This window comes from Caballeronia sp. DA-9 (assembly GCF_051615025.1).
In the GTDB taxonomy this organism is placed as follows: Bacteria; Pseudomonadota; Gammaproteobacteria; order Burkholderiales; family Burkholderiaceae; genus Caballeronia; species Caballeronia sordidicola.
This window is the reverse complement of record NZ_CP195133.1, coordinates 3318400-3335002: the sequence shown is the minus strand read 5'-3', so window position 1 is coordinate 3335002 and position 16603 is coordinate 3318400. Positions and strand designations below refer to the sequence as shown.

Below are 16603 nucleotides of genomic sequence, written 5' to 3'. Positions count from 1 at the left end.
GAACATGGACCTCACACAAGCCTCTTCGCAGTCAAAACAGGCGCAACAGCGCGCGGGCAAGGTGCCTGTCGATTCCGACCTGTTCGACGAGCGGCCGTTTCTCAAGCGTCTCGGTCTGACCGATTGGCTATTCGCGCTCGCGATGGTCGCCGGCGCGGGTTTCGCGCTGTATCGGTACTACCCGTACATGAATTACTACGACAAGCTGGTGCTCTGCGCCGCCGTGCCCACGTTCGTGGTGCTCGGATGGCGCTGGAAACCGGTGCGGCTGCTGATTGCGTGCATTGCGTTGCTGTCGTTGTCGTCGTTGCAGCTTTATCACTCAGATCTCGCTCGCGCCGATACCAATTTCTTCCTCAAGTATTTCCTGTCCAGCCAGTCGGCCATCTTGTGGATGAGTGCGCTGCTCGTCATTGCCACCGTGTTCTACTGGACCGGACTGGTCACGCGCTCGGCGACCGGCGGCGCGATCGGCTCGAAAATGACCTGGGTCTCGGTGCTGATGGGCTTTACCGGCCTGATGGTGCGCTGGTACGAGTCGTATCTGATCGGCTCGGACGTGGGCCATATTCCCATTTCGAACCTGTACGAAGTGTTCGTGCTGTTCTGTCTGATTACGTCGCTGTTCTATTTGTATTACGAAGAGCACTACAGCACGCGCGCCATGGGCGCGTTCGTGCTGCTCGTGATCAGCGCGGCCGTTGGTTTCCTGATGTGGTATTCGATTGCCCGCGACGCGCAGCAAATCCAGCCGCTGGTGCCCGCGCTGCAAAGCTGGTGGATGAAGATCCACGTGCCGGCCAATTTCATCGGATATGGCAGTTTTGCGCTGGCGGCAATGGTCGGCGTGGCTTATCTGGTCAAGGAACGCGGCATTCTGGCTGATCGCTTGCCGTCGCTGGAGGTGCTCGACGACGTCATGTACAAGTCGATTGCCGTCGGTTTCGCGTTTTTTACGATCGCGACCATCCTGGGCGCATTGTGGGCCGCTGAAGCCTGGGGCGGCTACTGGAGCTGGGATCCGAAGGAAACGTGGGCGCTGATCGTCTGGCTGAATTACGCCGCGTGGCTGCATATGCGGCTGATGAAGGGCTTGCGCGGCTCGGTTGCCGCCTGGTGGGCGCTGACGGGTCTGCTGGTCACCACATTCGCTTTTCTCGGCGTGAATATGTTCCTTTCAGGGCTTCATAGCTACGGCAAGCTGTAACATTTGCCTTTAATTGCGCTTAAGCACCGTTTAAAAGCCGCCATGCATACTTTGCTGGCGGTTTTTTTATTGATCGAGCGGAATAGGTGAAACCGTTTTGGTGTTTGTCACGAATATAGCTAGTACGGCGGCCGCGCTCATGCTGGGCGTCATGCGTTTAGGAGCATCGAGATGTTGATCAAACACAAAGGCCGGCTTTTCGGCGACGAAATTCCCCGAAGCGAAATTACGCCGCGTGCGTTTTTCGAGAATCGTCGCCGCGTGCTGAAAGCTGCAGGTGCGCTCGCGGCCACTGGATTAGCTGGTCTCAGCGGCGAAGCGTTCGCGACAATGACATCGCCCGATGCAAAGGGCCAGAGGCTCACGGCAGCCACGAACACGAAATTCGTTGCCATGGACAAGGTCACGCCGCTTAAGGACATCACAAGCTACAACAATTTCTACGAATTCGGCACGGACAAGGGCGATCCGGCGCAGAACGCGCATTCCCTGCGTCCGCGGCCGTGGAAGATTTCAGTGGAAGGCGAGGTCAAGAACGCGAAGGTGTATGACATCGATGAAATCCTGAAGCTCGCGCCCCTCGAAGAGCGTATCTACAGGCTGCGCTGCGTGGAAGGCTGGTCGATGGTGATCCCGTGGATTGGCATTCCGCTTGCCGAGATTGTCAGGCGCGCGCAGCCCACGGGCAACGCCAAGTACGTGCAATTCATCTCGCTCGCCGATCCGTCGCAAATGCCGGGCTTGTCCACGCCAATTCTCGACTGGCCATATTCGGAAGGGTTGCGCATGGACGAAGCCATGAATCCGCTGACGTTGCTGACGGTCGGTTTATATGGCGAAGTGCTGCCAAATCAGAATGGCGCGCCGGTGCGGGTCGTCGTGCCATGGAAGTACGGTTTCAAGAGCGCGAAGTCGCTGGTGAAAATCCGCTTTGTCGAAAAGGAACCGAAGACGAGCTGGAACGAATACGCGCCCGCCGAGTACGGCTTTTACTCGAACGTGAATCCGAACGTAGATCACCCGCGATGGAGCCAGGCAACCGAGCGGCGCATTGGCGAAGACGGATTTTTCACGCCGAAGCGCAAGACGTTGATGTTCAACGGTTACGGCGACCAGGTTGCATCGCTTTATCAGGGCATGAATCTGAAGGCGAACTTTTAAGGAGCAACGGATGGCTTCGGCTTCCGATGTAAAGCGCCGGCCGGCCGCACGCGTGGCCGCCCCAGCCGCAAAGACCAACTGGATCGGGCCGGCGAAGATAGCCGTGTTCCTGGGCGGTTTATATCCGCTTGCGCGCATTGTCCTGCTTGGATTCACAGGCGGCCTGGGCGCGAATCCAATCGAGTTCATCACGCGCTCGACAGGTCTCTGGACGCTCGTTTTCCTGTGTATCACGCTCGCCGTGACGCCGGTTCGCCGGTTGACCGGACTCAACGCGCTGCTGCGCTTTCGGCGCATGCTCGGGTTGTTCGCGTTCTTCTACGTCGTGCTGCATTTCACGACCTACATCTGGTTCGACAAATGGTTCGATGTCTTCGCAATCCTGAAGGACATCGCCAAGCGGCCGTTCATCATGGTCGGCTTCGCGGCGTTCGTGCTGCTGATTCCGCTCGCGATCACGTCGCCGAAAGCCATGGTCAGGAAACTTGGCCGGCGCTGGCAGACGCTGCATAAGCTGATTTATCCGATCGCCGCGCTCGCCATCCTGCATTTCTGGTGGATGAAAGCGGGCAAGCACGACCTGATCTTGCCAAAGATCTACGGCGCTATTGTGGTGGTGTTGCTGGCGTGGCGCGTGGTTGTCTGGCTGCGGTCGATGATGGCGAAAGGCCGCGCTGCCTGACATGGCAGATGCACTGCCGATGCTTTGAGAAGCAAAAAGGGCGGCGCTTTGAATGGCGCCGCCCTTTGTTTTTTGACTGGTTGGACCCCGGCGATTCAATCCGGAAAGATCGACTCGCCAGCAAACAAGTTCTTCACTTCTTCCCTTTCGCGCACGAGTCGCGCACGCTCGTGATCGACCATGACTTCGGCGGCTCGCGGGCGCGTGTTGTAGTTCGAACTCATCGTGAAACCATACGCGCCGGCCGAGAAAATCGCGAGCAGATCGCCTTGCTCGATTGCAAGCGAGCGATCTTTCCCTAACCAGTCGCCGCTTTCGCAAACGGGACCGACCACGTCGTAGACTGCCGCTTTCGCCCCGCTTTTTGCCACCGCTTCAATGCGATGAAAAGCCTGATACATCGCGGGACGGGCGAGGTCGTTCATGGCGGCATCGACGATTGCGAAGTTCTTCTCCGCGCCCGGCTTCAGATACTCCACGCGGGTGAGCAACAATCCCGCATTCCCGACCAGCGAGCGGCCCGGCTCGAAATACACTTCGCGATGACCATGTCCGCGCTGCTCGATGTGCCCGAGCACCGCGCGCACGAATTCGCCGATAGGCGGCGGCGTTTCGTCGTCGTACGTGATGCCGAGACCACCGCCGACATCGACATGATGAATTGTGGCGCCATCGGCTTCGATTTGCTCGACAAGCTCAAGCAACTTGTCTACGGCGTCCAGATACGGGCTCACTTCCGTGATCTGCGAACCGATATGGCAGTCGATGCCGATCACATGCAGATTCGACATGGCGGCGGCCTGCGCGTAGGTCGCGCGGGCGTCGCTGAATGCGACACCGAACTTGTTCGACTTCAGGCCCGTGGAAATGTACGGATGCGTCTTGGCGTCGACGTCGGGATTCACTCGCAGCGAAACCGGCGCTTTTTTGCCGGCTGCCTTCGCGACTTCGTTGAGCGCGTGCAATTCGGGGATCGATTCGACGTTGAAGCACTTCACGCCGGCGTCGAGCGCCTCGCGCATCTCCGACGCCGACTTTCCCACGCCCGAAAACACGGTGTTTTCCGGCTTGCCGCCTGCAGCCAGCACGCGTGCCAGTTCCCCCGACGACACGATGTCGAAACCCGCGCCCAATCGAGCAAACACGTTCAACACGGCGAGATTGCTGTTCGCTTTCACCGCGACGTGAATGGTCGCGCGCCGGCCTTTGCAGGCATTGGCGTAAGCTTGATACGCGTCTGTCAACGCACTGCGCGAATAAACATACAGTGGTGTGCCGAACTGCTCGGCCAGCGATGCCGCCGAAACGCCTTCGACTTGGAGCACGCCGTCGGCGCGCGAGAACACGGATTGAGTCATGAGTTTTCTGGTCCGGCTGGCGTGCTTGACTGGTATATGCCGCCCAACGCGGCGAGGCGAGATTCAGTAGCCGGATGACGCGGCCTTGGGCGCGGCGGCTGACGCCGGTACTGGCGCGGACGGTTTCAGGTTCTCGTCAGGCGAAAGCGAAAGCGCCTGGCCGGAAGTGTCCGGGACGTCGCCGGTGTCGACAGACGACGCAGCAGCCGGTGCAACGGCACTGCTTGCGGGCAACGGTTGCATGCTGGCGGGACGTGGCGGAATGGGCGGAGTGGCGGGCAAATAAAGCGGTCCGCGCTGGCCGCACGCGGCGAGCAGCGTTCCGGCTGAAATGGCCAAAGCCGCTACAATCGCGCTCATCCTGAAAACGACTTGCATCACTGTCCCTGAATAATTAATCGACGGAGTTTAGCATGACCGACAACGAATACCTGACGCTCGCCGAGGCTGCGCTGGCGGCCATCGAGCGGGATGTGGACGGCCTCGACGCCGACGTGGAATTCGAACGCAGCGGCAATGTTTTGACACTGGAATTCGAAAATCGCACCAAGCTGATCGTCAATTTGCAGCCGCCGATGCAAGAGTTGTGGCTCGCGGCGAAATCAGGTGGTTTTCACTACAGATATGTGGATGGCGCGTGGCGCAACACGCGCGATGGCAGCGAGTTCTTCGAGGCGCTCAGCCAGTACGCAAGCGAACAGGCCGGTGAGCCGATCCGCTTTTCAGCCTGACGCTTTTCAGTCCGATTTTGAGCCTGAGCCAGGTCGCGACCGGAAGCTCAGGCCGGCGCATCTTCGCGCTTTCAATTACCGCCCTTGAACAGATTCATGATGTCCTGCTTTTCCTGCTCGCCGACCTGAGGCGCGGGCGCGGCAGCCACGCCGGGTGAAGTGCCGCTGGCGCTTTCCGGCGCAGCCTGGCTCACGCCGATAGTTGCGACAAACCCGTGTCCCGGCGTGAGATCATCGAAGTACAGTTCGCCGCCAAGCGACACCACATCGGGCGGCATGCTCGACTTGTATTCCGGCACGTCGCGCAATGCCCGGCTCATGTAGTCCATCCACACGGGCAGCGCGAGACCACCGCCTGTTTCCTTGTCGCCGAGACTGCGCGGCGAGTCGTAGCCAATCCACGCAATCGCCACCAGCGAATGCTGATACCCGGCGAACCATGCGTCGTGCGAGTCGTTGGTCGTCCCTGTCTTTCCGGCCAGATCCGTGCGCTTCAACTGGTTCGTGCGCGCGCCCGTGCCGCGTTGCGCCACACTTTGCAGAAGGCTGTTCATCACGTACGCGTTGCGCGGCGTAATGGCGAGCGGTGCGCTTTCGCCAGCGACCAGCGGTTGCGGGTGCGAGACGACCGCGCCGCGCGGGTCGGTGATATCGGCGATCAAATACGGATTCACGCGATACCCGCCATTCGCAAACACGGAATAACCCGTCGCCATTTGCAGCGGCGTGACCTGGCCGGCGCCGAGGGCCATCGGCAGATAGGCGGGCTGGCGCGCGGCGTCGAATCCGAACTTCGTCACATAGCCTTGCGCGTACTTCGTGCCGATGTTGTTCAGGATGCGGATGGACACCAGGTTTTTCGACTTCATCAGCGCGGTACGCATGGGCATTGGGCCGTCGAAACCGCCGCCGTAGTTCTTCGGTTCCCACGCCTGGCCGCCGGTTTCGCCGGCGCTGAAGTAAAGCGGAGCGTCGTTGATGATGGTCGCCGGCGACAAACCTTTTTCCAGCGACGCCGAATAAATGAACGGCTTGAAGCTCGAACCCGGCTGGCGCCACGCCTGCGTGACATGGTTGAACTTGTTCTTGTTGAAATCGAAGCCGCCGACCAGCGCGCGGATCGCACCGTCCTGCGGCACGATGGAAACAAACGCGCCTTCGACCTGCGGCAACTGCGTGATGACCCAATTGTCTTCGTCGTTTTTCATCAGGCGCACAATGGCGCCCGGGCGCAGGCGCTGGCTCGGCTGCGCCCGCGTGCTCAGTGCGCTCGCGACAAACCGAAGGTCATTGCCTTGAATCGTCGCCACATTGCCATCGATAAAACTCGCCTTTACCTGCTTCACATTTGCCGACGTGACGACCGCAGCAACAATCTCGCCGTTGTCCGGATGGTCGACAAGGGCGTCGTCAATGGCCTGTTCGCGATCGTCGGGATCGCTTGGCAAGTCGATATACCCTTCCGGCCCGCGATATCCATGCCGATGCTCATAATCCATCAGGCCTTTTCGCACGGCGCGATAGGCCGCGTCCTGATCGGCTGAGTCGATGGTCGTCACCACGTTGAGGCCAAGCGTATAAGCCTCTTCCCGATACTGCGCGTACATCATCTGACGAACCATTTCAGCCACGTATTCGGCGTGCACGCTGAACTCGCGTCCCGCGCCCTTCACGACCAGCGGTTGCCGTGCTGCGTCGTCGTACTGCTCGCGCGTGATGTAGTGCAACTCGTACATGCGCTCGAGAATGTATTGCTGGCGAACCTTCGCGCGCTTGGGATTGACGACCGGGTTGTACGCCGACGGCGCTTTAGGCAGGCCGGCGAGCATGGCGGCTTCGGCCAGCGTGATGTCCTTGATGTCCTTGCCGAAATAAACCCGGGCGGCGCTCGCGAAACCATACGCGCGTTGTCCCAGGTAAATCTGGTTCATATAGACCTCGAGAATCTGATCCTTGGTCAACGCGCGCTCGATCTTGTATGCGAGCAGCATTTCATAAATCTTGCGGGTGTAGGTCTTTTCGCTAGACAGAAAGAAGTTGCGCGCCACTTGCATGGTGATCGTGCTGGCGCCCTGGGATGCGTGGCCGTTTGTCAACGCAACCGTGCCCGCGCGAAGGATGCCCGTCAGGTCGACGCCGCCATGGTCGTAGAACCGGGCGTCCTCGATGGCGAGCACCGCTTTTTTAAGATAGTCCGGTACGTCCTGGATGCGCACGACACTGCGCCGTTCTTCGCCAAATTCGCCGATCAGCACGTGATCTGCGGTGTACACCCGCAGCGGCACTTTCGGGCGGTAGTCGGTGAGCGCGTCGAGCGACGGCAGGTTCGGCTGCGCGACGACCAGCGCATAGCCCAGCACGAGTATGGCGCTGGCGATCAATCCGACAATGCAGATGACCAGCCCGAGCAGGAACCTGATCCAGAGCGGACGGCGCTTGGCGGGTTCGGACTGACGGGACGGCGGGGACGACGGAGACTGAGATTGCATGGCACCACCAAAAAACGGTCCCGCGATTATAGCCGCCCGACTTTGCGGCTTTCGCACGGCTTACTCGGGTGTTGCGCGGAGGTCTCGTAAGCGTTCATTTTTGTTGGAATAAGCGTTGACTGAATGACCCAGTCTAACGTTTGCGGCAGGTGTGTTGCGCTGGATTGATGCCGTTTTCGAACCCGCCGATACCTTTACGTTAGCCACTTGGCTGAGTGGTGACAACCCGTGCCGCTGCTCACAATTCCTCCATTGCCAGCGCCCGAACGGTTCGGCGCGCGGTCAGGAAAGAGAGGTAGAGCATGGGTACGGTTTTGACAGTAAACCGGCGGTTCGCGGCCGGAATCGATGTAAGCGAGCGGGCGGTGCGATTAGCCGTGGTCAGCAAGCGAATGCACGCGCACCGCCCGGTTTGTGTCGAACGGCTGGAAGAGGTCCTGTTGCCGAAGGGCGCGGTTGTCTGCGGTGATTTCATCGATCGCGCGGCGATTTCTGCAGCCTTGCGCGAAGCGTTTTCGCGGCTGCCGGCGCGTGGCGCGCTGCGCTCGCTGCGTTGTGCCATGGCCGTGCCGGCATCGGCCACGCTCACCACGCGCGTGCCACTGGAAAAGCTGTCGAGCGAGAGGCAGAAGCCTGGCCGCGATCCGCGAGGCTTGCTCGAACCGGCGGTGCTGGCCGAGGCCGAGCGCATTGCGGGTATCGAGCGCGGGGCGCTGTCTGTTGACTGGTCGATCCACGAGCGCAATGACGGGACCACCGAAGTGTCCATAGCGGCCACAGGCCGGCAATATGTGGAATCGCGCGTGGAGGCTGCCGCTGGCGCTGACATTGTGCTGAGCGCTATTGACGGCGAGCCGGTCGCCGCGTTGCGCGCGTTGTGTTATTCGGCCGCTATCGAGATCAATCGGGATGAGCGGTTCGTCGCATGCTGGATCGAGAGTTCGGGATTGCATGCGTGGATTGTCGGCGAGGACGGCGTGGAGAACGAGTTGCGTTATCCATCGCCGGAATATTCGAGTGCAATCGAGGCGTTGACGGATCTCATTGGCAAAGGGCCGTGCATGCACTGGATTTATATAGCTGGAGATATCGAGCTGCTGCATCGGGCGGGTGTGTCGGCACAAATGCTCACGATTGCCTTCGGTTGCCCGGTCATGCCGTTCGAATGCGCGCCGTTTTGCAACGGCGCGCAACGCGTGGATGAACGCCTCGCGCACTCGCCCTTGTTCGCCGTTGCGCTGGGACTTGCGCTGCGTGAGGTGACGTCATGAGCGCGGTCGGATTGCATGCTTTTAACCTGCTGCCGTATCGGCCAGGTGCGCGGCGTCGTGCGCGAAATCGCGCGTTGGCGCTGCTCGCCGGCGCGAGCGTTGCAGGATGTGCCGCGGCCGGTGTGCTGGCCGGGTGGGATGCGCTGGCGCGCGTTCGTATCGACGAACAGCGTGGCGCGCTCGACCGTGCTCTCGCCGGGTTGAACTCGTCCGTCGCCGAGCACGCGAGGCTTGTCGAGCAGCAGGCGTTGCGGCGGCGCGAGCAAAGCGCAGCGGCGCCGATTGCAGAGCCAGGCGCGCAATTCCTTGGTTTGTTGGATGCACTGGCGCACGGGGCATCAGAGGGGAATATCGGTTTGCAGCGCGTATCACAACGCGCGAGTGAGGTGGAGCTTGCCGCAAGCGCACCGGATTCCCACGCGGCCGCGACATGGCTCAAGGCGCTTGAAAACGTTCCGGGCGTGCGGGCCGTCGAGATTGTTGAAATGCATCGGCGGGTATCTTTGCTGCGGCCTACGTCCGCAAAAAGCGTACGGGCGGTTTCAGTCGCGGCTCAAGATAAATCTGGTGGTTATGACTTTGTCGCTGTCGTTCGCTGGGTTGAGGGGGCTGGCAATGCAAAAAGTGCGAAGCAGCTAAAAGTGGGCAAGCCCTCGGCCACTCCCGCCCGGAGCGCCACGCGATGAACCCTTCACACGCACTTAAACCCTCGAACCTTTTCGGGCTGCTGGCCGAGCCTCTCGATGTCTGGAGCAGTTATCGGATTGCAGTTACGGGCGTTGTTGTTGCCGCTCTCGCATTTGCTTCGGGTGCATCGCTATGGCGTTCGTCCGATTTGAGCGGCGTGCAAGCCAGCCGTTCGGCGCTCGACGACGCACGGCGGCGGCTGGAGCACGCACGCGCAGTGGCCGCGCAGTTGCCCGCAATGCGTGCACGGTTGGGCCATGACGCGCCGCCGTCGCGCTGGACCGTTGCCGACGCGCTTCATGAGATCACCGCGCTCGCCGCTCAAAGCGGATTGCGTATCGGGACAATAGAACCATCGTTGCAAAAGGGCGAGGGAATCGAGACCGAGCGGCCGCTGCGGTTTCGCGCGGAAGGATCGTTCGGCGAGATCCGGCGCTTCATGGACGCACTCGAGGGATTGCCGCGCCTGGTCGCTCCTGCCGATGTGCAGATCAAGCGGGGAGCGGAGGCGGGCGTGAGCACGCTCGGCGTGAACACGCTCGGCATGGACGCAACGCTTCACGTCTTCGAGCGATTGCCGCCTGTCGCACGGCCGGAACCGTCGGGACGGGACGCATTCGCTATCGATCCGTTCGGCGTGAAAAACGGCGCGTCAACCGGCGATGCAAGCGCAATGCTTCTTGTCGGCACGTTGCTGAGTCAACGTCGTTCAATGGCGATGGTTGAAACCGCTACAGGAGTCGACGGATTTTCACCAGGTCAGATAGTAGGCAACGAGCGGCTTGGCGGCGTGCGCGCGCGTTCCATTGAGTTGCGTCGCGATGATGGCGTTGTGCGGACAGTTGGTTTTGTCGAGGATCGGCCATGAGTTCCCCTCGCTTATTGACGCGACCTGGTCCAGCGATACGCAGCCGGACCGTGGCGTGGAGCATCGCATCGTTCCTGTTGCTGCATGCCGTGGGCGCGGGCGCCGCCATTGCGCCCCTTCCGCCTTTGCCAGCGAACTTTCCGCCCTTGCCGGCAAACCTTCCGCTGACACTTCCTACCGATCAATTCGCGGAAGATACCTCAGAGGAGGCTTTGCCTCAGGCGACGGCCGAATCATCCGAAGACGATAACGCGTGGCGTGCACCGGCCAAAACGCCCCCGCCCGCCGCAACCACGGATGCGCTCCCGCCGCTCGAAGGGCCGCCCACGCCGTTGCCGCCTGTCGAGCGCATGAGCCGCAGTGAGCCGGGCCGTCCGGGCGTGGCCGGCGACGACGGCAAGCCGATCTCGCTAAACCTGAAAAACGCGGACCTCGGCGCGGTGCTTCAGACGTTCGCGAAGTTCTCAGGCGTGAACATCGTGGCGAGCGACAAGATTCGCGGACAGGTGTCTATCAACCTTGTCGATGTGCCGTGGCGGCGCGCGTTCGATACGCTTCTCGACGTCCACGGCCTTGCCATGGAGCGCCACGGAGACGTGATCTGGGTCGCCCCGCTGGCAGAACTGGCGGCGCGCGAACGCCTGCGCTACGAAGCACATGCGCGCGCCGCCGATCTCGAGCCGCTCGGCAGCCGCACGTTCGTCCTGCGCTACCCGCGCGCCGACGACGTCAGGAAGCTTCTCACCGGCTCGGGCAGTCAGCGGGTGTTATCGAAGCGGGGTTCCGTCATGGCCGACGCCCGCACGAACCTGTTGTTCGTCACCGACCTGGAAGCGCGGGTGGCGCAGATTGCCGAGCTGATCGCGCGGATCGACCAGCCGACGCCGCAAGTGATGATCGAGGCGCGGATCGTGGAAGGCGACACCGGTTTTTCGCGCAATCTCGGCGTAAAACTTTCGATGACACCCACGGGCGAGGGCACCGCGCGCGGCCTGGTCGCGGGGCCGGACGGCGCAGTGTTCGATTTGTCCGCCCGGCCTATCGGTGGTTTCGACGCAGCCACAGCCGGCCTTACGCTGTTCGCCGCTCAGGCCACGCGGCTGCTGAACGTCGAACTGAGCGCGCTCGAAACGGAGGGCCGCGGCCAGATTATCTCCAGCCCGCGGGTAGTCACGGCGGATCGCGTGAAGGCAATTGTCGAGCAGGGCACGGAATTGCCGTACCAGGCGAAGGTCGGCAACGGCGTTTCGGGCGTCCAGTTCCGCCGCGCGGCGCTGAAACTGGAGGTCGAGCCTCAGATCACGCCGCATGGACACGTGATCCTGGACCTGGATGTATCGAAGGATAGCGTTGGCGAGCAGACCGCCGCCGGCCCCGCGATCAACACGAAACATGTGCAGACCCGCGTGGAGGTGGAGGACGGCGGCACGGTGGCAATTGGCGGAATATATTCCAGCGACGAGCGCGACGATGTCACCCGCGTGCCGCTGCTCGGTAAAATCCCTGTATTGGGCTGGCTTTTTCGTCATACGACGCGCCGTAATTCGCGCAGCGAACTGGTCATTTTCATCACTCCGCATATTGTCCCGGCGCGCTTGTGAAGGCTGCTGGAAAGCCACTGGCAGCGCTTGGGCAAGGCTCCCCGACTCGACAAAGCGGGCCTTTTGCCCTTAAGCTCCCGCACGAACGGGACCAGGATCGGGACCGGAATCAATGCAAAGGTAAGCGAGTTGGAAGCCGGGCAAGCGAACGCGAACGTATTTTTCGTCGGACTCATGGGAGCAGGCAAAACCACCGTGGGGCGGGCGGTCGCGCGCCGTTTGCAGCGTTCTTTCATCGATTCCGATCACGAAATCGAGGCGCGCACGGGCGCCCGCATTCCCGTGATCTGGGAAGTCGAGGGCGAGGAAGGGTTCCGGCAGCGGGAAGCGGATGTGATCGACGAGTTATCGCGGCGCGAGAATATCGTGCTCGCGACGGGCGGCGGCGCGATTCTCCGGCCAGAAAATCGAAATCATCTGAAGACTCGCGGACTAGTGATCTACTTGCGCGCGACGCCGCACGAGCTCTGGCAGCGCACGCGCCGCGACAAGAACCGGCCCCTGCTGCAGACGGACGACCCGCGCAGCAAGCTGGAAGCGCTCTACAAGGCGCGCGATCCGCTGTATCAGGAGTGCGCGCATTTCATCGTGGAAACGGGGCGGCCGACGGTGAATAACCTCGTCAACATGGTGTTGATGCAACTGGAGATGGCCGGCATCGCCAAGCCGGCTACGTCATAATGTCGGCCATGATTACCGTCAACGTTGAACTGGGCGATCGCGCCTATCCCATCCATATCGGCGCAGGACTGATTGGCCGTACGGAACTCTATGCACCGCATATTGCGGGGTCATCGGTTGCCATCGTCACCAATACGACCGTCGATCCGCTTTATGGCGACGCGCTGCGCGCCGCGCTCGCGCCACTTGGCAAGAAAGTCACGACAGTTGTTTTGCCCGACGGCGAAGCGCACAAGAATCTCGATACGCTCAACCAGATCTTCACCGCGCTGCTGACCGAGCGCGCCGACCGCAAGACCACGCTGATTGCGCTGGGCGGCGGGGTGATAGGCGACATGACCGGGTTTGCCGCCGCCAGCTATATGCGCGGCGTGCCGTTTATCCAGGTGCCGACCACCTTGCTTTCGCAGGTTGATTCTTCGGTGGGCGGCAAGACCGGCATCAACCATCCGCTTGGCAAGAACATGATCGGCGCGTTTTATCAGCCGCAAGCGGTGATTGCGGATATCGGCGTATTGCGGACGTTGCCGCCGCGTGAGCTGGCGGCGGGCATCGCGGAAGTGATCAAGACGGGCGCGATTGCCGACAGCGAGTTCTTCGACTGGATCGAGGCGAACACGCCCGCGCTGAACGACTGCGATGCAACCGCGCTGGCCCACGCGGTCAAGCGCTCGTGTGAGGTGAAGGCGTCGGTGGTTGCCGCCGACGAACGCGAAGGCGGCCTGCGCGCCATTCTCAACTTCGGACACACGTTCGGCCACGCCATTGAAGCGGGGCTTGGCTATGGCGAATGGCTGCATGGCGAGGCTGTTGGTACGGGCATGGTGATGGCCGCGGACCTCTCTGTGAGGCTCGGCAGGCTGGACGAGAAATCGCGAGCGCGCCTGACTCGCGTGATTGCGGACGCCAGACTGCCGGTCAAAGCGCCCGCGCTGGGCGAGGATCGCTATATCGACTTGATGAAGGTCGACAAAAAGGCCGAAGCGGGCGAGATCAAGTTCATCCTGCTCAAGCGCTTCGGCGAAACCGAGATCACCGGCGCTCCGGACGAGGCCGTGCGCGCGACGCTCGCGGCCAGCATCTGAACGGCTGCGCCGAACAAGTCTCACAAAGAAACCAAAGCATAAAAAGAGAGCAAAGCGAACGACAGGGCAAGAGGCCGGGCCGGTCAATGGCTGCCGCTACGTGAAAGCGCAGCCATTGCCGCGCATTACATGAAGATGATTCGGAGCAGCCGGTGAGCGACAAGACATTTCAGGTTTCCAGCATCACGCCGACGTCATTCGCACTCGAGGCGCATCTCGCGCCATATGCCGCGCATTCCGCCGAGTCTCGCGGCCGGCGGTTCGAAGAAAAAGCGCCCGTTGCACGCACCGAATTCCAGCGTGACCGCGATCGCATCGTTCATTCGACGGCATTTCGCCGGCTCGAATACAAAACGCAGGTTTTCGTGAACCACGAAGGCGACCTGTTCCGCACGCGGTTGACGCATAGCCTTGAAGTCGCGCAGATCGCGCGTTCGGTCGCTCGCAATCTGCGTGTGAACGAGGATCTGGTTGAAGCGATTTCGCTCGCGCACGATCTCGGCCATACGCCGTTCGGCCATGCCGGACAGGACGCGTTGAACGAATGCATGAGCGAGCATGGCGGCTTTGAGCACAATCTGCAAAGCCTCGTGGTCGTGGACGAACTCGAAGAACACTATGGCGCATTCGATGGCCTGAATCTCTGCTTCGAAACACGCGAAGGCATTCTCAAGCATTGTTCGCGTGAAAACGCGCTGAAACTCGGCGATCTGGGCGAACGCTTTCTGAACCGCAAACAGCCGTCGATAGAAGCGCAGATTGCGAACGTCGCCGACGAAATTGCCTACAACAATCACGATGTCGACGACGGCTTGCGTTCGGGCCTGATCACGCTCGACCAGCTTTCCGACGTCGCCCTCTGGCAAACGCATTACGAAGCCGCGCGCGGGGAATATCCCGAGATTGAAGGTCGCAGGCTGATTCACGAGACTATTCGCCGGATCATCAACGCGCTGATCGTGGATCTGATCGAGTCGACAAGCGCGAACCTGGCGCGGGTCAATCCCCAGTCTATCGACGATGTCCGCAACGCCTCCGCGCTGGTCGCGCACGGCCCGGCTGTGGCGGCGCAGGCCACTGAACTCAAGCGTTTCCTCTACAAGAACCTGTACCGCCATTACCGCGTGATGCGCATGGCCAACAAGGCGCGGCGCGTGGTGAGCGGCCTGTTCAAGGCGTTCATTGACGACCCGCGTCTGCTGCCGCCGGACTATCAGGCGCGCGCTCCGGTTGCGGAAGAATCGGCGAACGATACCGACAGCGCCGCCGCAGCCGGGAACACCACGCAGGCGCGGCTGATCGCGCATTACATTGCTGGCATGACGGATCGTTACGCGTTGAAGGAATACGGACGTCTATTCGTCATCGACGACAACTAAAATCGCGCGTTCCGGGGTTTTCGCCCCGCTTGCACGCAACCACGCACACTTCACCCGGGTTCAAGGAGACGTTACTCATGAGTAGTCGCAAGCTGCTGGTCAGCTCCATTTCCCTCGCCGCCGCGCTTGCATTTGGCGCAAGCCACGCGCAGGCCGCAACCGAAATCCAGTTCTGGCACGCAATGGAATCGGCGCTAGGCGAGCGCGTGAACGACATCGCGAACGACTTCAACGCATCGCAAAGCGACTACAAGATCGTGCCGGTCTTCAAGGGCAGCTACGACCAGACGCTGGCGGCCGGGATTGCGGCGTATCGCAGCGGCAACGCGCCGGCCATCCTGCAAGTCTATGAAGTCGGAACTGCCACGATGATCCAGGCCAAGAAGGCCGTGATTCCCGTCTCGGACGTCTTCAAGCAAGCCGGTGTTCCGCTCGACGAAAAGGCTTTTGTGCCGACCATTTCGAGTTACTACAGCGACGCCAAGACGGGCCATCTGATTTCGATGCCGTTCAACAGCTCCACGCCCGTGCTGTACTACAACAAGGACGCGTTCAAGAAGGCCGGTATTGATCCGACGCATCCGCCGAAGACCTGGGGCGAACTCGAAGCCGATTCGAAGAAACTGAAAGCGGCCGGCATCTGCGGCTACTCGTCGGGCTGGCAAAGCTGGATTCAGCTCGAGAACTACAGCGCCTGGCACGGCGCGCCGTTTGCGTCGAAGAACAATGGTTTCGATGGCACCGACGCCGTGCTCGAATTCAACAAGCCCCTGCAAGTCGCGCACATCCAGTTCCTGCAGAACATGGCGAAGGACGGCACGTTCACTTACGTGGGCCGCAAGGACGAAGCGGTATCGAAGTTCTATAGCGGCGATTGCGGCATCGTGACCAACTCGTCCGGGTCGCTTGCCAACATCAAGAAGTATGCGAAGTTCAGTTTTGGCACGGGCATGATGCCGTACGACGAAAGCGTGAAGGGCGCACCGCAGAACGCGATCATCGGCGGCGCGAGCCTGTGGGTCTTGTCGGGCAAGGACGCCGCAACGTACAAGGGCGTCGCCAAGTTCCTCGCCTATCTGACTTCGCCGGCGGTCGCGGCGAAATGGCATCAGGACACGGGTTATCTGCCGGTCACCACCGCTGCATACGAACTCACGCAAAAGCAGGGCTTCTATGAAAAGAATCCCGGCGCCGATACCGCCATCAAGCAGATGCTGAACAAGCCGCCGTTACCGTTCACGAAGGGCTTGCGTCTTGGCAACATGCCGCAAATCCGTACGATCGTCGACGAAGAGCTCGAACAGGTCTGGGCGCAAAAGAAGACGCCGAAGGACGCGCTGGATTCGTCCGTGTCGCGTGGCAATGATCTGCTGCGCCGATTCGAAAAGGCGGGAAGCTAAGAG

General features: G+C 61.1%; 15 protein-coding genes. 12 read left to right on the top strand and 3 right to left on the bottom strand.

All coding sequences use genetic code 11. From position 1 onward, the window contains the following. The first annotated feature begins 4 nt into the window (after positions 1 to 4). From ccsB to msrQ, 3 genes are all read left to right on the top strand, one after another. Complete coding sequence (gene ccsB / locus ACRWA7_RS31520; RefSeq protein WP_438394612.1) at positions 5 to 1207, top strand: c-type cytochrome biogenesis protein CcsB; 1203 nt, start codon at positions 5 to 7, stop codon at positions 1205 to 1207. A 171-nt stretch (positions 1208 to 1378) separates the two neighbouring features. Continuing rightward, on the top strand, positions 1379 to 2368 hold the full coding sequence (msrP, locus tag ACRWA7_RS31515; protein ID WP_438394609.1) for a protein-methionine-sulfoxide reductase catalytic subunit MsrP: 990 nt from the start codon (positions 1379 to 1381) through the stop codon (positions 2366 to 2368). 10 nt (positions 2369 to 2378) lie between these two features. Then, positions 2379 to 3050, top strand: coding sequence for a protein-methionine-sulfoxide reductase heme-binding subunit MsrQ (gene msrQ, locus ACRWA7_RS31510; RefSeq protein WP_438394607.1), 672 nt, complete (start codon positions 2379 to 2381; stop codon positions 3048 to 3050). Between the two features lie 95 nt (positions 3051 to 3145). Here msrQ and lysA read toward each other — a convergent pair whose 3' ends face one another. Together lysA and lptM are read right to left on the bottom strand one after the other, a co-directional pair. Next, the gene (lysA, locus tag ACRWA7_RS31505; protein ID WP_438394605.1) at positions 3146 to 4408 is read right to left on the bottom strand and encodes a diaminopimelate decarboxylase; all 1263 of its coding nucleotides are present in this window, start codon (positions 4406 to 4408) and stop codon (positions 3146 to 3148) included. Positions 4409 to 4471: 63 nt separating this feature from the next. After that, positions 4472 to 4786 (bottom strand): LPS translocon maturation chaperone LptM, encoded by a 315-nt coding sequence (gene lptM / locus ACRWA7_RS31500; protein ID WP_060858199.1) that lies wholly within the window; start codon positions 4784 to 4786, stop codon positions 4472 to 4474. 35 nt (positions 4787 to 4821) lie between these two features. Between lptM and cyaY the strand changes: the two genes are divergently transcribed. Continuing rightward, positions 4822 to 5139, top strand: coding sequence for an iron donor protein CyaY (gene cyaY / locus ACRWA7_RS31495; RefSeq protein ID WP_438394603.1), 318 nt, complete (start codon positions 4822 to 4824; stop codon positions 5137 to 5139). Positions 5140 to 5210: 71 nt separating this feature from the next. Here cyaY and ACRWA7_RS31490 read toward each other — a convergent pair whose 3' ends face one another. After that, complete coding sequence (locus ACRWA7_RS31490; protein WP_438394602.1) at positions 5211 to 7628, bottom strand: penicillin-binding protein 1A; 2418 nt, start codon at positions 7626 to 7628, stop codon at positions 5211 to 5213. A gap of 302 nt (positions 7629 to 7930) precedes the next feature. On the opposite strand from ACRWA7_RS31490, the gene pilM reads away from it, so the two are divergent. The 8 genes from pilM (at position 7931) to ugpB (ending at position 16600) form a co-directional block, all read left to right on the top strand. Beyond that, positions 7931 to 8899, top strand: coding sequence for a type IV pilus biogenesis protein PilM (pilM, locus tag ACRWA7_RS31485; protein ID WP_438394600.1), 969 nt, complete (start codon positions 7931 to 7933; stop codon positions 8897 to 8899). Next, on the top strand, positions 8896 to 9585 hold the full coding sequence (locus tag ACRWA7_RS31480; protein WP_438394598.1) for a PilN domain-containing protein: 690 nt from the start codon (positions 8896 to 8898) through the stop codon (positions 9583 to 9585). The genes pilM and ACRWA7_RS31480 overlap by 4 nt, the downstream gene beginning before the upstream one ends. Beyond that, on the top strand, positions 9582 to 10454 hold the full coding sequence (locus ACRWA7_RS31475) for a type 4a pilus biogenesis protein PilO (RefSeq protein WP_438394596.1): 873 nt from the start codon (positions 9582 to 9584) through the stop codon (positions 10452 to 10454). The genes ACRWA7_RS31480 and ACRWA7_RS31475 overlap by 4 nt, the downstream gene beginning before the upstream one ends. Before the next feature lie 50 nt (positions 10455 to 10504). Continuing rightward, positions 10505 to 12055 carry a type IV pilus secretin PilQ gene (locus ACRWA7_RS31470; RefSeq protein WP_438394595.1) on the top strand — a complete coding sequence of 517 codons (1551 nt, stop codon included), beginning with the start codon at positions 10505 to 10507 and terminating at the stop codon, positions 12053 to 12055. A 174-nt stretch (positions 12056 to 12229) separates the two neighbouring features. Beyond that, on the top strand, positions 12230 to 12736 hold the full coding sequence (locus ACRWA7_RS31465) for a shikimate kinase (protein WP_374728649.1): 507 nt from the start codon (positions 12230 to 12232) through the stop codon (positions 12734 to 12736). Between the two features lie 8 nt (positions 12737 to 12744). Next, entirely contained in the window at positions 12745 to 13821 is a 1077-nt protein-coding gene (gene aroB / locus ACRWA7_RS31460; RefSeq protein ID WP_438396839.1) for a 3-dehydroquinate synthase, read from the top strand. A gap of 152 nt (positions 13822 to 13973) precedes the next feature. Next, positions 13974 to 15200 (top strand): deoxyguanosinetriphosphate triphosphohydrolase, encoded by a 1227-nt coding sequence (locus ACRWA7_RS31455; RefSeq protein WP_060858208.1) that lies wholly within the window; start codon positions 13974 to 13976, stop codon positions 15198 to 15200. A 77-nt stretch (positions 15201 to 15277) separates the two neighbouring features. Further along, positions 15278 to 16600, top strand: a complete 1323-nt coding sequence (ugpB, locus tag ACRWA7_RS31450; RefSeq protein WP_438394592.1) for a sn-glycerol-3-phosphate ABC transporter substrate-binding protein UgpB — start codon at positions 15278 to 15280, stop codon at positions 16598 to 16600. The last annotated feature ends 3 nt before the right edge of the window (positions 16601 to 16603 follow it).

What these genes read in the sequence shown, in the direction of transcription:
- ccsB (WP_438394612.1), top strand. Translation starts at nt 5, where the DNA reads ATGGACCTCACACAAGCCTCTTCGCAGTCAAAACAGGCGCAACAGCGC.
- msrP (WP_438394609.1), top strand. Translation starts at nt 1,379, where the DNA reads ATGTTGATCAAACACAAAGGCCGGCTTTTCGGCGACGAAATTCCCCGA.
- msrQ (WP_438394607.1), top strand. Translation starts at nt 2,379, where the DNA reads ATGGCTTCGGCTTCCGATGTAAAGCGCCGGCCGGCCGCACGCGTGGCC.
- lysA (WP_438394605.1), bottom strand. Translation starts at nt 4,408, where the DNA reads ATGACTCAATCCGTGTTCTCGCGCGCCGACGGCGTGCTCCAAGTCGAA.
- lptM (WP_060858199.1), bottom strand. Translation starts at nt 4,786, where the DNA reads ATGCAAGTCGTTTTCAGGATGAGCGCGATTGTAGCGGCTTTGGCCATT.
- cyaY (WP_438394603.1), top strand. Translation starts at nt 4,822, where the DNA reads ATGACCGACAACGAATACCTGACGCTCGCCGAGGCTGCGCTGGCGGCC.
- ACRWA7_RS31490 (WP_438394602.1), bottom strand. Translation starts at nt 7,628, where the DNA reads ATGCAATCTCAGTCTCCGTCGTCCCCGCCGTCCCGTCAGTCCGAACCC.
- pilM (WP_438394600.1), top strand. Translation starts at nt 7,931, where the DNA reads ATGGGTACGGTTTTGACAGTAAACCGGCGGTTCGCGGCCGGAATCGAT.
- ACRWA7_RS31480 (WP_438394598.1), top strand. Translation starts at nt 8,896, where the DNA reads ATGAGCGCGGTCGGATTGCATGCTTTTAACCTGCTGCCGTATCGGCCA.
- ACRWA7_RS31475 (WP_438394596.1), top strand. Translation starts at nt 9,582, where the DNA reads ATGAACCCTTCACACGCACTTAAACCCTCGAACCTTTTCGGGCTGCTG.
- ACRWA7_RS31465 (WP_374728649.1), top strand. Translation starts at nt 12,230, where the DNA reads ATGGGAGCAGGCAAAACCACCGTGGGGCGGGCGGTCGCGCGCCGTTTG.
- aroB (WP_438396839.1), top strand. Translation starts at nt 12,745, where the DNA reads ATGATTACCGTCAACGTTGAACTGGGCGATCGCGCCTATCCCATCCAT.
- ugpB (WP_438394592.1), top strand. Translation starts at nt 15,278, where the DNA reads ATGAGTAGTCGCAAGCTGCTGGTCAGCTCCATTTCCCTCGCCGCCGCG.